Below are 13,657 nucleotides of genomic sequence, written 5' to 3'. Positions count from 1 at the left end.
CCTTTCTAAGCTGACGGTTTTCTCACCCGCTTTCCCTTTACCGCGCTCAACCGCTCTTCGCGGATGCGGGCGAGGAGGGTTTCGGCGGGTTCGTCGGTGGGGTCTTGGGGGACGAGGTCGCCTGCGAAGGCTTTGGCCAGAATGCGCTGGTCGAGGTGGCCCACCAGTTTCAGGGCCTTTGCGGCCTCAGCGGCGAGGCGGTCGATCTTGGCGAAGGCGGTTTCGATGCGGCGGACGATTTCGTGTTGTTCGTCGGTGTCGGGCACCCAGAACGGTGCAGCCATGAGTGAACGCTGATAGATCGCAGCAACGCTTGTGGTCGCACTGATGAAGCCCTCGATGTAGCGGCGGAAGGGCGGTGAGGACATCTGCCAAAAGGCAAAGGCGGGCACGACATCTTCCGAGAAGCGCATGCGAAGTAGGTTGTTGTTGAACAGGTAGCCGTCCTTGCCCTCTGGCCAGATCGCCACTTTGCCAACCAGTTCCGCACTGTTCCGTGTGTTGAAAAGCAGGTCGTGTGCCCTCAACTGGTAACGCTCAAACTCGGACGAGGTAGCCGCGACATACGTGAGGTCGCGGTCATTCCACCTGCCAGCCAAGTCATAATGGTTCATTCGGATGTATGGGTAACCTTCGTCTGCGGTCTGCTCGGCTTTGCTTCTGACGAGACCGGTTTCGGCATGCTCCAAACAGCCTGCAATGGTGGTATTACACCCCGCGTCCCATGCCGTCCGAAACGCAGCCTCCAGAACCGCCGTCCGATACCGCTCTGCCAGCTTTTCGATGGCGGTGAGGTGAGAGCGGGCTGTGGTGCTTCGGGCGCTGAGGGTGTCGAGCTTGCGCGCAATCCGCCGCTGCTCGGGGAGTGGCGGGAGGGGGATTTCACGCTCAAAGGTCGCGTTCACCTTTACAAAAGGTTGTGCTGAACCGCCTTTCTCCCAGAAGTTCTCATCATTCAGAAGCAACTGAAGCCAGTCGGTATCGACGGCGATTTCTTCCGGCCAGACGATGTGGGTATTCGCTACTGCGCTCCATTGACCAGTAGCGCGAAAGGTCTTGCCACATCGCGCTCCGACCGCCGAAATGATGATGGCATTTCCCTCGTGTTCGGGATGGGCTACCCACACGTCCTGACCTGAGGCGCTGAACGCGGGGAACAGGCCCGCCGCTGGTTCCTGCGCCTGTTGGCCCTTGATGAGTTTCGAGTTCCCGGAGCGGGACCGGGCAAACGTGTTGATTGGAGCCAGTGCCCACCCAGTCGGCATCCCCGTCATTGCGCCGCCTCCACCATCGGCGCGGCGTCGAGTTCCTCGGCCAGCCCTTCGATCTCTTCCATTGCGGCGCGCAGGTGGCCCATGATCGCGGCGGCGATCTCATCGGGTTCGGTCATTTCGTCTTCGGGATCACCGCTTTCATCACGCAGCCATGTCCAATCAAGGTTGTCGCCCCGCGCGGCGATCTGTTCCCGCGTCAGCTTGCGCCAGCGACTGGCGTCACCGCCTTCTTCGCGTTCTGATCCGCCCTTTGGGTCGGGGCCGAACAGCCGCTCAAACTCCTCGAAATGCGCTGCCGTCAGGGCGTTGGTCTTGCCAAAGGATGGCATGTTGGTGCGCAGGTCGTAGAACCAGACGGCTTCGGTCGCCTGCACCTTATGGTTGGCGGGATAGACCTTGTCGGTCACGCGGGTGAAGAACATGACGTTGGTCTTGACGCCTTGGGCATAGAAGATGCCCGTTGGCAGGCGCAGGATAGTGTGCAGGTCGCAATTCACCATTAGGAAGCGCCGCAGATCTGCGCCCGTACCATCGCCGAACAGGATGTTGTCGGGCATGACGATGGCGCAACGCCCGCCAGGTTTCAGGCTGCGGATGGCATGTTCAAGGAACGGCATTGGGCCGACCCGTTCGCCCGCTGTCAAAGTAAAGTCAGGCCGATTGACGTTCGACGGCATCTTGTTGAAGGGCGGGTTCGTGAGGATCACATCCGCGCGGCCCAAGACCTCGCCCTGTGGCGCGCAGCTGTCTTCACAGCCGACGAGGCTTTCGATCCCGTGCAGCAGCATGTTCATGGCGCACAGGCGGCGCGTATCCGGCACCCATTCGTGCCCACGGAAAGCCATGCGGCGCTGAAAACGGCCTTGATCCTCGGACAGTTTGAACAGATCGTCGGTTGCGTCTTTGATAAAGCGGTCAGCCGCGATCAGGAAGCCAGCGGTGCCAGCGGCGGGGTCTTGCACAATCTCGCCCGCCTGCGGTTTGATCACGCGTATGATGCTGTCGATCAGTGCGCGGGGGGTGAAGTACTGGCCAGCCTTGGACTTGGTGTCTGACATGACCTTTTGCATCAAACCTTCGTACATGTCGCCAAGGCCGTCCTCGCGGGCGGTGAACCAGTCGATCTTGTCGATGTTGGTGGTCAGCGTTTTCAGGTCTTTGGGTTCGCGCAGATGGGTGATGGCATCGGTGAAGATGGCCAGCACCATGGGGTTATGGACGATTTCGGGATCGCCCAGATCAAGCAGCAGTTTTTTATAATAACGCAGCTGGTCGCCGCCTTCGGCTTTGGAAAGCTCGATCCAGCTGTATGCGGGCGGGATCAGACTGGTTTGGCCGGTTTCCTCCAGCATTTTTAGGAAAAGGAGGTAGGTGAGTTCATTCACGTAATGCATAATCGAGATACCCGCGCCTTGCAGCGTCTTGGCTTCGCGCCATAGTTTGGCGACGATGTCGGCGGTATTCGGGTTCATGCGCTCACTTTCCAAAGTTCTTCGTTGAAGTCGTGCAGGATGGTTTCCAGCTGACCGTTAAACACCTTATTCAGCCGGGTGAAACCCCCATGAGCGGCGAAGTTGCCGTGGTCGATGCTGTCGCGGTCGAGCACGATTTCTTTGGCGATCTGTTCGGCGATCCTGCGTAGCCACTGCTTTTGCGGATCGGTCCATTTCGTTTTGGCGATGATTGCCTTGGTGGCCTGCTGGACGCGGGTTTCAAACGGGATCAGAGGATCGCCAAGCGCAGCTTGACGGACGAAGCCGATGATAGAGGCGGCGATATCCTCATTCGAGGCATCGTTCCACGCTCGGCGCAGGCTGGTTTCAGAAAAGCCCATCTTGTCGAGTTCAAGGCGTAGGCTGCGAAGCTCGGCCCGCGTTAGGTCGCGCGGGCGCTGCACGACCACTGTGAGCGCCGCGATCTGGTTCTGGTTGTTCTTTACGAAAGAACGGAAGGTGTCGAGGAAATCCTCGGGCTTGTCATATTCGCCATAACCCGTAGTGACGGCGTGCATGCTGTCTTGGTGGTGCGAAATTGGGATTAGGTTCGGCCCTGATCCGTCCGGGTTCCAGTCAAGGATTTTGCCAAGGCTGATAAATCTCTTGGCATGTGCTGCGGCATCGCCGGGCGAGCCTTGGTGCAGTCGGTCGCGGAGCTGTTCCACCGTCTCGCCGGTCATGTCCTCAACCATCTGTGCGACCTTGCTGGGCAGCTTTCGCAGCTTGCGGTGCAGTTTGGCCAGAACCTGATCGCGGACGAGTTCGCGCTGGTCTTCCTCGGTCACGGTCGCCAGTTCATCGAAAAGCTGCTCGAATGTCAGCTTCGGATTGCTGGCAACCGGCTTCATCTGTGTCAGGTCTTGCAGCGTGGCGTAGAGGTCCACCGCGTCGAAGATGCGGAAAACTTCCTTGCCGATTTCATCGCATCGGCGGGTGGCCCGGCCCAGCATCTGTTCATAGAGGATGCGGCTGTTGACGCGACGGATGAACACGAGGTTGGTGATCTTGGGCACGTCGATGCCGGTGGTCAGCAGATCCACCGTCACTGCGATCTGCGGGAAGGCGTCGTTGCGGAAAGACCGGATCAGGGTGCCGACCTTGTCCACGCTGCCCGTGATCTTGCGAACGGCGGCATCTTCAATCGACCCATATTGCGCAGCGAAGGCCTTTTTCAACTGATTGACCACGATGTCGGCATGCGCATCCGTCGCGGCAAAAACAAGGGTTTTCCCCTCAAGACTGGGATCAATGTGCTTGGCCAGTTCTACTGCAATGACCTTATTGAAGGGCTGGGTGATGACTTTTCGGTTGAAGGCCTCGACCTGAAAACTCAGTTCGTCCGGTGCCGTCGCGTTCTGCACCTCGCCAGTCTGACTATTCAACAATTCAACGTCTTCACCGGCTTCAAAGATGATACCGGCTTTGGCCAGTGCCGTTTGGAAGCGGATTGGCGGTTCGTGGTCGATCAGCCAACCGTCCACCACTGCCTCACGGTAGCTATAGGTGTAGATGGGATCACCGAAAATCTGGGCCGTATGAAGTGCAGGGGTGGCTGTGAGGCCAATCTTCACCGCATCGAAGTGTTCGAGCACGCGACGATACTTCGATACGTAATCCTCTTGCCCCCGAAAGCTCAGCTCAGCGTCCGACATTTCCCGGTCTAGCAGATAGCCACGGTGACATTCGTCAATCACCATCAGGTCGTATTGACCGATGGGCGGCACGTTTGCGGGTTCGGCATTGTATAGAACCCGCTTAACGAGCCCTTGGATCGTGCAGATGTGCACGCGGGTCTCCGGGTCTGGCTTAATGTCCTCAAGCCCCTTGATACCGAACAACTGGCCAAAGGTCTTTGGCCCTTCGATGGCCGTGCTCATGAATTCGTCGGTGGTTTGCGTCCCAAGGGCGGAACGGTCAACGACGAAGCAAATGCGGCGGAAGCGCTTGGTCGCCAACAAGCGATATAGCATAGCGATGGCCAGCTTGGTCTTACCCGTGCCGGTCGCCATGGCCACAAGCATTTCTCGCTTTTCGGTGGCGAGTGTCTTCTCGACCTCCCGGATCGCCGCTTCCTGATAGGGACGCAGATCGAACCCGAAGTCGAAAGATTTGGCCTGCAATGCAGCCTGCGCCTTTGCCTTCTCCACTTCGAGCATCGAAATCAGTTCTTCAGGCCGGAACCACCCCGCCAAGGCGCGACGCAGGTTATTGGGGAGCCGCACATCCCGAAACCAGATGCCGCTCTCTGTCTCCACCTGTTTAAGATATGGGCGTCCATTCGTGGCAAAGACGAATGGAACAGCAAAGCCATCACCCCAAGATTCCGAATTGTCGGGCCACGAAAAACCTTTCGAATAGCGCTCAGCTTGATCGACTGACGCAGGGATGTTTTTTCGGTAACGCTTTGCCTCAACGATACCGACACAGGTTCCTCCCACAAAAAGCGCGTAATCGGCAGGCCCAGACTGCGTCGGCCATTCTGCAATCGCCATGTAGCGGCCCTTGACGGGCCGAGAGCCCTTGCCGTAGCGCAAGTCAACGCTGTGGGCCTCCCAGCCTCGATCCCGAAGTTGCTGGTCGATCAGGGCACGGGTCGCCTGTTCGTCTAGGTCGATCACGCCCGCCGCTTCGTTGGCAGCCGCTACGAAAGACATCTTCGCAGCAGGCGCTTGGCGCTGTGCTTGTTCGACGAAATCGCGCAGTTGCTGATCTGCATCCTGCGCAAGGGCTTCCCAAGTCTTCCGTTCTTCCTGTTCCCGAAGATGCCGCGCTTCTGCGGTTTCTGCGGCCAAACGTGCTTGTTGATGCGCTTCCTCTGCCCTTTGGGCCGCGCTCAGTGCATCGTTGCGTTCGACACGCAGCCGCTCAAGTTCTTGCTGCAATTCTTCGTTCGGGTTCCGGGGCGACGCGGGAGGCAGGAAAGGCCCTGACGAAAAGTTTTTATCTGCGGTACTCGTGCGAACATGCCAGACGCCGAGCTGGACTGCCATTTTCAAACAAGCCAGCGCTTCGCGGTGATTGCCTGCGCCATCGTGAACTGCGGCATTTCCGAGTTTCCGAATGTGGTGCAGAACATCAAGAACCCGATCCGGGGCAGACCGTTCATAGTGAAGGCGGCGCAATACATCGGCTTGGGTTTCACCATCCTGCACATCGCTCCCGACCAGAGCAGCATGTCGACGAGTCAGTCGCTCGCCGAATTGGCGCAACTTAATCAGGCTGGTGCTGGGATCCTCTTGAAAATAGCTCTCTGCTAGCCTGCCGAGGTTGGCAAGTTCACTGTCCAAAAGGTCGAGAAACTCGAAATTACTATGACGCTGATCCATCGCACTATTTCTGCGCGAGCCCTGCCAAAAATGCAACGTAGCATCGCTTACAATAGCACCCCCGCCGCGTTGCCGTCGAACATTCCGGCGTCCCTGACATAGCGGGCGAGCATCATGTCCGAAGCGTGGCCTGTCTGTGCCCGTACCTTGTAGGTCGGCACCCCGGCCTTGATCGCGCTGGTAGCAAGGCCTGCCCGCAGGGAATGGCCGCTGTAGCCTTCGGGGTCGATCCCCGCCCCGGTGAGGCGGTCGCGCAGGATGGTGGAGACGGCATCGCCACGCAAGCGGTCGGGTTGGATGTTGCCGTGGCGATCAACCGGGCGGAAGAGGGGGCCGTGATCGGTGGCTAGCACCTCGCGCCATGCAGTTAGGGCAGCAACGGGGCAGTGGCGGGTTCTCCCTAGTGGAATGCCGATCTTTCGGCCTTGGCCCGTTTGGTCAGTCTTGGAACGGCGCAGGTGCAGGATCAGCCCTTCCCTCGCCTCTTCCACATCGGCCAGATCAAGCCCGGCCAGTTCGGAGCACCGAAAGCCCCCGGCCCAGCCGATGAGGAGCAGTGCCCGATCACGGCGCTCGCGGGGGGCGGTTCCGATGGCGTCTAAGATCAAGAAGAGGTCTTACTATGCGGAAAGCAGGGTGGCGGGCCGCACTCGCCGCGTCACTATCGGGCGGTCTGACTTGTTCACACTGGATGAGGCACGGAAGCAAGCCCGCGTAACCCTTGGCTCAATGGCCACCGGGATTGATCCTACAAAGGCCAAGGCGGATGCCCGTGCCAAGTCCATCACCCAAGAGGACGCCGTGACTAAGTTTCTTGCGGGCCGTGACCTCAAAGCGGGAACCCGCGCCGATTATACGATGATCCTTGAAACCTACTTTGGTGGCTGGAAAAAGAAGCAACTCAAGGACATTACCCCTAACGATTGCGTTGCGCGGTTCGATAAGATCACTCGCGAAAATGGCCCTACAACGGCGAACCTCGCCTTTCGCGTCTATCGGTCAATGTATGGCTATGCCCGCGCGGCAACGGCGGGGCCTGATGGCCGCTACACTCTGCCCGAAAATCCCGTGAAGCGGCTTTCAGACCTGCGCCGCTGGCACAAGGCCAAAAGACGGCAAAGCTATCTGCCTGACGACCTGTTTCCGGCCTTGAAAGCGCACCTTGATTCCCTTCGTTCCGATCTGCACCCGGCAGCGCCTGTCTTCGCTGACTACGTTGAATTGTTGCTGAGGACAGGGCTTAGAAAATCGGAGGGGCTAGGCTTGCTCTGGTCCGATGTAAACATGACTGCCCGCACCTTCACCGTCCGAGACACCAAAAATAGAACCGATCACACTCTGCCAATCTCCGTGCAATTACTTGAACTGTTGCAGCGGCGGTTTGAAAGTAAGACAGATGAATTTGTTTTCCCCGGAAGGGATGGGGCCAATACTGGCTTTCAAAGTCGCCTTACAAAGCTGCGGGAAATTATCGGTTACCCCCTGCAATATCATGATCTTAGGCGGAATTTCAGTATTTTAGGGTCGAATCTTAATATTGAGCACTATGCCCTGAAAAAATTGCTAAACCATACGACTAGTACCGACGTAACGGCGGGCTATGTGATTATTACCGTCGCGAGGCTCAAAGGGCCAATCCAAACTATAAGCGATGAAGTTGACAGACTGTTCGGCTCTGCCTCGGTCACGCAATCCGACTCTGTAGAAATTGAAAACAAAAAATATACTGGCGCAATACCTCTTGCAAATCTTTCGCTACTCTCCTAGATTCGTTCTTGATCTTGCATTTATGGTTGGCGAACTGTGCAAGACGCCATGGAGGGCTACGCCTGATCGTTCCGGGATTATCTCGGGTCGGTGTGTTAGCTCTCTCATGGAGTGCCTACCATGGCGCAAGAAAAACGTTATCTGTCCAACAAAGAATCCGCTGATCTGATTGGAATGAGCGAGTCCTATCTAAATCAGGATCGCTACTTAGCCAAGGCGTCCGGGGCAACTCCGAGGTTTCCGTTTATACGCATTGGCCGCACCATCAAATACGACAGGGACATTCTTGCGCAGATCATGGCGCAAAGTCTGGTGGATTGACGGGCGAGTTTGCCCGCCAAGTCAACAGAAAAGGGGACCAGTTTGGCCTGATCCCCTTTTGTAATCTTTGGTGAATTTGCATGTCTAGTGCTTGACTATAATACCGCAATCAATCTGCGAAGCAAGCGTTGGCATGCCTCTAATTTGGAGGTTGATGAAATGCGGAGCGACAAACAAGAGCGGCATGACCGCTTGTGTGGTTTGATACTAAAAGCAGTTGCCGACAATGGGCAAGAGAAAGATGGGCAGATTTGGGCGTTGAAGCCAATGACAGAGTGGGAGAAATTGATGGGGTTAACTCGTCGCAGCATTCACGACCTCATAAAAATTGAACCGATCCAGACCCTCGGTACGGGTGCATATGAGGATGACGGCTCCTTTCGTCGGATTGTCGCGCTTCGGGTAGGTGAGGTGGGCAGCACCGTGGAGAAGACAAAACGCCACCTCGCCAATATCATGGCCAAGATATTCCGGGAGAAGACAGGAAAATCGGTTCACCGCAAATCCTACGGTTGTCTAATAGGTTTGGCAGAAATTTGGCCGGAAGGGCATCAGGTAGCGATATTCAAGGACATGCTGCACAACTGGGGTTCATTCATGGTGGCGGCGAAATTCCGAATCAACATTGATCAGAATGTGCTTGGGATAGAGGGGCTGAAACAGCGCTACTATCGGTTCCCAATTATCGGCCTGTTGCGTAGATATCCATACGTCGCACAGGATGCGTTTCTCACGCATTTACAGATAGGCAGCGGCGGCAAGGCCATCCTACCTTTTCCCTACCACTACACCGACCATTAGACCCAACCATGCAAATATTTGCATACATCTTGGCCTACTGGTCCTAACTTTCCCAACCCTCCTAATCCAATGTAATAGACACTAGAGACTCTAATCACTCTCATAATGAGCAGTATGGACAGGATAGTTGAGAAAGTTATGAGAGTGATTAGACGTGCCCCTCACGGGTCACGTCGTTTCGAGAAGAAGTTACGACAGGATTCCGGAAAGAAAGATATTAGCTGCGCAGGGGCGGGCCAACGGGGGCGTTGGGGTTATTGGCGATAAACCTTTGCCGGATACCAGGGATGCCCCCCACACGGCCACCCTATTGAGTCTGGCAGGCATATGCGGGAAAGTGTCTCAGTGCGGATTCATTATCCGTGAGATAAAATAGCTTCGAAAGCATGTCGGGAGTGGCGCTGCTCCAACTCGTCGTGCTATTTGCCGTGCAAATATTTGCACAGATTGTCGACTGCTAACCGTCCGCAGCAAACGTGAAGAGCAGGTATAGCTTTTTGATACCGCCCACTTCGTACCTCTGTAAGTGAATCTGAGATACAAGTTTGTGACACTTTGGATTTAGCCGTCTTTGATTTTTGTCAGCCTTTGAGCGGTTCTCTCGATTTTTGTCAGTAATTCGCACTGTTCTTGACACTAATGACACAAAAACATGGCGATTGCCCGGTATGCGTTTGCCGTGCAAATATTTGCACACTTAATGAACAAACGCGCACCGTCTCTATACAAACCCACTGAATTAAATCCCTTATTGCAAATTTTTCTATGCAGTATAGTGATAACGAGGGTAACTAACGCCTCCGCAAAAAACGGAGACGTGACGATGCTTTCTCTAAATTTCTGTCAAGATGCCATATTGGGTCGATTGCACGACCTCACCGCATCGTATACCGCAAGGTCGCTGACAAGCCTGCCCACTTTTGATCGTTACCTCGCAGCCAGTTTGCTGCAAAAGGCCATACGGCGAGATGAATTCGAATTGGCATGGCAAGCATCAAGTTTTCTGCTAGAAAACTTTCCAGATTATTTTTGGCGGCGCGTTCCCATCATCGCGCTGGAGGACATTGGATTAGGCGATCTCGACGTCACGATGATGGCGATCATGGTCGGCACAAATGCAGAACTTCGAGTGAGGCTTGGAGGATGCACTACTGTCGCAAATGCAATAATCCATGCAATGGCGGCGGCAACAAAGGACAGATCATCCGACGACCTATACGACGTGGTATCCCGGTGCCACATCTTGCGCGAATCTCGCATCGCCCTATTTGAAGCTGCAGAGACCGAAGAAATGCCTCGGCACTCACCCCCGGTAGGAGGGGTTCTGCACACAGCAAATCTCATGTCGGTCCGGGCGGGATTTGTGGGAGACCTTCCGTCGGCTGGCATAAACAAAAAGGTTTGGGCTGACGCGATCAATCGCGCTGCTTCGGATGGCACTCAGGAAAGATTGATCGAGACTAGCCTGCTAGGACTCCAAAAGACTGGTTCCATTCTTGCGCCGATGCTGTTTGCTGCTGGCGAGTGTGATAGGGAGATTGGCCCAGCAACTGACGACATCTTTCTCGACAGCCCTCCGCGAACGGTTCTCCCCATATGGGTTCTTGGGCAACACACGAGGGTGGGTTTGGAGGGATTTCGAAAATACGTCGGCATGTCACAGAAAATCCGAGATTTCCTTGTCGAATTTGCAGATGGCTCAGTGTCCCGGCCTCGGGTAGTCGGTGCGCTGATTTTTAGAATGGATTGCGGTCAGCTTCGACATCGCCGCGCCTCTCTAGCAGCGTCAGGTTTGAAAACATACGCCACTAGCCTCGGATGGGGAATTCCAGATTTGGCAGTGCCCCAAGCGCTTTCAATTATCCGGGAGGAGTTTGACCTTGTGAACGAATGTCGCTCTCAAGCCCTGACCGAATATTTCAAATGAGCACATTGCCTCGTTTCAACACCAACCCCCATCATCCTCTAACTCGGGATAATATTCACTTATCCCGGGCCATAAATGACCCCATGAGCGACCCAGCGGCTGCCTCAAATACAACAGAAACATTCATCCGGGCCAGTATTTCCGAAAGCACGCGTAGAGCCTATCGTGCTGACCTTGCCCATTTTGCGGCATGGGGCGGGGCTATGCCCGCGACAAAAGAAATGGTTGCCCGATACCTTGCCGAACATGCTGACACCCTCGCCCCCGCCAGCCTAGCGCGGCGGGTAGCGACGCTCAGCAAGGTTCATGCCGCGAACGATTGGTCTAACCCCTGCCAAAGTGAGATGGTGCGAGCAATACTCCGGGGGATTAAGCGTGTGAAGGGTGCGGCCCAACATCAGGCCAAGCCGCTGGTACGGGAAGCCTTGCCACCCGGCGTTGCCCTAACGCCAAAGCCTTGCAGGGTTTCGTCATTATAGAGAACCTGCCCGCTATTGGGCGTCGGAAGGTCGCGGACGGTAGCGGCGGTCAACTTCAGTTTAGGCATCCCCATGGCCCTCCTATGGCCGCTGATTTGCCTTGCTGCGCCCCATTGTGTAGGCAATCTGTAGGCAAAAAGCATGAAACCAGTTAGAAGGCGCTGAATCATCATGCAAGAGTAAGCCGCGGATAACACAGCATTTTTGTAAGAGCCTGCAACACAAAGGAAGGCGAAAAAAGACGTGGAGGCCGAGGCAAGATCAAGTAAGGTCTTGCAGCTTCTCTGTGCGGAAGTGCCGCGCCCCATCGGGCGCGGTTTTTCGTTATGCGCGCCCGACTTTCCATGCTTAAAGCTGCATATGTCAAGCAGGGGAATCTCCGATGGAGCGCAATCACTACGAGGAGCATTATGTCGCGCGGGTCGGATGGCTGCGCGCGGCGGTGCTGGGGGCGAATGACGGCATCATCTCGACCGCCTCGCTGATCATGGGGGTCGCGGCAGCTTCGGGTCGGGCCGAGGTACTGGTGGCGGGGATGGCGGGGCTTGCCGCCGGGGCATTGGCGATGGCGGCGGGGGAATATGTCTCGGTCAGCTCGCAAGCCGATACCGAAAAGGCGGATGCGCTGCGCGAGCAGGCCGAGATTGCCGCCGACCCCGAGGAAGAATTGCGCGCGCTGGCGGGGATCTATGAGGATCGCGGGCTGACACCTGCGCTGGCGTTAGAGGTGGCGACGGCGCTGCATGCCAAAGACCCGCTGGCGGCGCATCTGCGCGATGAGTTGGGATTCTCGCCCCATTCCGAAGCCAAGCCGCTGGTGGCTGCCGGTGCATCGGCTGCGAGTTTTGCGATTGGTGCGGCGCTGCCGCTGGCGACCGCGGCGCTGGTGCCAGAGGCGGGGATCAGCCTGTGGGTGACGGTGGTGTCGCTGGGGTTTCTGGCAGCGCTTGGCGCGGTGGGGGCCAAGGCAGGTGGTGCGCCGATGGGGCGTGCTGTGGTGCGCGTCACGTTCTGGGGCGCTGTGGCGATGGCGGTGACGGCTTTGGTCGGCAGTTTGTTCGGGGCGGTGGTTTAGCGAGAGTTTATGCAGATTCCAGTGAATTTGAACTTGATAGAAGGCCGGGCGTAGACCCGGCTTTTCACTGAAAACTATTCGCCGCCATTGGTGGCACGATCATTCTGGCGGGCCTTGCGATCCCCCGCTTCGCGGTTCTGGCCGCCAGCATTCGGCTCGGTGTTGCCGCGCATGGTGTTGGCGTGCTTCGCAGCCGCCGCGTCCATCTTTTGCTTTTGCGCGTCGGCCTGCACGTTGAACTTGGTGTCGGTGGTCTGCTTTGTTTGATCGAGTTTGCTCATGTTCAGTCCTCCTGTGGCAAGCAAACGCGCCGCAGACGCTGGGGTTCCTCGCAAAGAAAAACCCCGCCAGCGCTGGGCTGGCGGGGTTTGAATGTTGTTCGCTGTCGCTATGGCTTATTCGCGGTTGCCCAGGAATTGCAGCAGGAACATGAACATGTTGATGAAGTCGAGATACAGACGCAGCGCGCCCATGATCGCCGATTTCCCCAACCAATCCTGATCGCCGTATTGGGCGTGCTGGATGTATTCGTTCTTGATGCTCTGGGTATCAAATGCGGTCAGACCTGCGAAGATCAACAAGCCGATCACCGAGATCGCGAAAGCCAGCGCGCCAGAACCCAAGAAGATGTTCACGATCGAGGCGACGATGACGCCGATCAGGCCCATCATCAGGAACGTGCCCATGCCCGACAGGTCTTTCTTGGTGGTATAGCCATAGAGGCTAAGCCCCGCGAAGGCGATTGCGGTCACAAGGAAGGTCTGCGCGATCGAGGTTTGCGTGTAGACGGCAAAGATGAAGGCCAGCGACAGGCCCACCGCAGCAGCATAGACATAGAAGAACAGTTGTGCAGCGGCGACCGACAAGCGGTTGATCAGCGCGCCAAAGGCGAACACCATGATCAGGGGCGCGAACATCACGACCCATTTCAGCGGGGTCATGAAGATTTGCTGTACCAGCGTTTCATTGGTGCCAATGGCCCAAGCAACGCCGCCGGTGATCAGCATGGCCACGGACATCAGCCCGTAAACCTTGTTCATATGCGCCCGCAAACCTGCGTCGATGTTGGCGCTCCGTGCGCCAACGCCGGCGGTCTGGCCCGAGGGGCGGATCGTCTGATAGTCAGCCATGGAAGCCTCCGAATAGATGGACTGAAGGTCGCGCGGGTCTCCGCGCTGCCTAATGCTGTCA

Annotated in this window: 12 protein-coding genes and 1 pseudogene; 7 read left to right on the top strand and 6 right to left on the bottom strand. The window is 56.7% G+C overall.

Going from position 1 to position 13,657, the window contains the following annotated elements; all coding sequences use genetic code 11:
* Positions 1-5: 5 nt before the first annotated feature.
* From ACFOGH_RS16190 to ACFOGH_RS16175, 4 genes are read right to left on the bottom strand one after another with little or no spacing between them, the layout of a single operon-like run.
* Entirely contained in the window at positions 6-1,274 is a 1,269-nt protein-coding gene (locus ACFOGH_RS16190; protein WP_380074200.1) for a restriction endonuclease subunit S, read from the bottom strand.
* Positions 1,271-2,746, bottom strand: coding sequence for an HsdM family class I SAM-dependent methyltransferase (locus tag ACFOGH_RS16185; RefSeq protein WP_380074199.1), 1,476 nt, complete (start codon positions 2,744-2,746; stop codon positions 1,271-1,273). The genes ACFOGH_RS16190 and ACFOGH_RS16185 overlap by 4 nt, the downstream gene beginning before the upstream one ends.
* Positions 2,743-6,096, bottom strand: coding sequence for a type I restriction-modification system endonuclease (gene hsdR / locus ACFOGH_RS16180; RefSeq protein WP_380074198.1), 3,354 nt, complete (start codon positions 6,094-6,096; stop codon positions 2,743-2,745). Before hsdR ends, ACFOGH_RS16185 begins: the two co-directional genes overlap by 4 nt.
* A gap of 47 nt (positions 6,097-6,143) precedes the next feature.
* Positions 6,144-6,704 (bottom strand): site-specific integrase, encoded by a 561-nt coding sequence (locus ACFOGH_RS16175; protein ID WP_380074197.1) that lies wholly within the window; start codon positions 6,702-6,704, stop codon positions 6,144-6,146.
* Between ACFOGH_RS16175 and ACFOGH_RS16170 the strand changes: the two are divergent.
* The 7 genes and pseudogenes from ACFOGH_RS16170 to ACFOGH_RS16140 form a co-directional block, all read left to right on the top strand.
* Positions 6,643-6,801: pseudogene (locus ACFOGH_RS16170) on the top strand (hypothetical protein); the annotation flags it as partial. The gene ACFOGH_RS16175 and the pseudogene ACFOGH_RS16170 sit on opposite strands and share 62 nt — an antisense overlap.
* Before the next feature lie 24 nt (positions 6,802-6,825).
* Positions 6,826-7,863: a tyrosine-type recombinase/integrase gene (locus tag ACFOGH_RS16165; RefSeq protein ID WP_380074888.1), complete on the top strand. Its 1,038-nt coding sequence runs from the start codon at positions 6,826-6,828 to the stop codon at positions 7,861-7,863.
* Between the two features lie 120 nt (positions 7,864-7,983).
* Positions 7,984-8,184 (top strand): hypothetical protein, encoded by a 201-nt coding sequence (locus ACFOGH_RS16160; protein WP_380074196.1) that lies wholly within the window; start codon positions 7,984-7,986, stop codon positions 8,182-8,184.
* Between the two features lie 159 nt (positions 8,185-8,343).
* Positions 8,344-8,985 carry a hypothetical protein gene (locus tag ACFOGH_RS16155; RefSeq protein ID WP_380074195.1) on the top strand — a complete coding sequence of 214 codons (642 nt, stop codon included), beginning with the start codon at positions 8,344-8,346 and terminating at the stop codon, positions 8,983-8,985.
* 700 nt (positions 8,986-9,685) lie between these two features.
* Complete coding sequence (locus ACFOGH_RS16150) at positions 9,686-10,912, top strand: hypothetical protein (protein WP_380074194.1); 1,227 nt, start codon at positions 9,686-9,688, stop codon at positions 10,910-10,912.
* Positions 10,876-11,391, top strand: a complete 516-nt coding sequence (locus ACFOGH_RS16145) for a site-specific integrase (protein ID WP_380074193.1) — start codon at positions 10,876-10,878, stop codon at positions 11,389-11,391. Before ACFOGH_RS16150 ends, ACFOGH_RS16145 begins: the two co-directional genes overlap by 37 nt.
* A 382-nt stretch (positions 11,392-11,773) precedes the next feature.
* A complete protein-coding gene (locus ACFOGH_RS16140; RefSeq protein WP_380074192.1) occupies positions 11,774-12,466 on the top strand; it encodes a VIT1/CCC1 transporter family protein in 693 nt (230 codons plus the stop codon).
* Positions 12,467-12,540: 74 nt separating this feature from the next.
* Here ACFOGH_RS16140 and ACFOGH_RS16135 read toward each other — a convergent pair whose 3' ends face one another.
* Together ACFOGH_RS16135 and ACFOGH_RS16130 are read right to left on the bottom strand one after the other, a co-directional pair.
* The gene (locus tag ACFOGH_RS16135; protein ID WP_380074191.1) at positions 12,541-12,747 is read right to left on the bottom strand and encodes a hypothetical protein; all 207 of its coding nucleotides are present in this window, start codon (positions 12,745-12,747) and stop codon (positions 12,541-12,543) included.
* Between the two features lie 114 nt (positions 12,748-12,861).
* Complete coding sequence (locus tag ACFOGH_RS16130) at positions 12,862-13,596, bottom strand: Bax inhibitor-1/YccA family protein (protein ID WP_380074190.1); 735 nt, start codon at positions 13,594-13,596, stop codon at positions 12,862-12,864.
* Positions 13,597-13,657: the final 61 nt, after the last annotated feature.

The organism is Cypionkella sinensis (genome assembly GCF_042646385.1).
GTDB classification, from domain to species: domain Bacteria; phylum Pseudomonadota; class Alphaproteobacteria; order Rhodobacterales; family Rhodobacteraceae; genus Cypionkella; species Cypionkella sinensis.
Note: the sequence above shows the minus strand (reverse complement) of the source record. Positions and strands in the feature narration are given on the sequence as shown.

Coding starts and splice junctions, on each gene's coding strand:
- ACFOGH_RS16165 (WP_380074888.1), top strand. CDS start 6,826: ATGGCCACCGGGATTGATCCTACAAAGGCCAAGGCGGATGCCCGTGCC.
- ACFOGH_RS16150 (WP_380074194.1), top strand. CDS start 9,686: ATGAACAAACGCGCACCGTCTCTATACAAACCCACTGAATTAAATCCC.
- ACFOGH_RS16130 (WP_380074190.1), bottom strand. CDS start 13,596: ATGGCTGACTATCAGACGATCCGCCCCTCGGGCCAGACCGCCGGCGTT.
- ACFOGH_RS16185 (WP_380074199.1), bottom strand. CDS start 2,746: ATGAACCCGAATACCGCCGACATCGTCGCCAAACTATGGCGCGAAGCC.
- ACFOGH_RS16155 (WP_380074195.1), top strand. CDS start 8,344: ATGCGGAGCGACAAACAAGAGCGGCATGACCGCTTGTGTGGTTTGATA.
- ACFOGH_RS16190 (WP_380074200.1), bottom strand. CDS start 1,274: ATGACGGGGATGCCGACTGGGTGGGCACTGGCTCCAATCAACACGTTT.
- ACFOGH_RS16135 (WP_380074191.1), bottom strand. CDS start 12,747: ATGAGCAAACTCGATCAAACAAAGCAGACCACCGACACCAAGTTCAAC.
- hsdR (WP_380074198.1), bottom strand. CDS start 6,096: ATGGATCAGCGTCATAGTAATTTCGAGTTTCTCGACCTTTTGGACAGT.
- ACFOGH_RS16140 (WP_380074192.1), top strand. CDS start 11,774: ATGGAGCGCAATCACTACGAGGAGCATTATGTCGCGCGGGTCGGATGG.
- ACFOGH_RS16160 (WP_380074196.1), top strand. CDS start 7,984: ATGGCGCAAGAAAAACGTTATCTGTCCAACAAAGAATCCGCTGATCTG.
- ACFOGH_RS16145 (WP_380074193.1), top strand. CDS start 10,876: ATGTCGCTCTCAAGCCCTGACCGAATATTTCAAATGAGCACATTGCCT.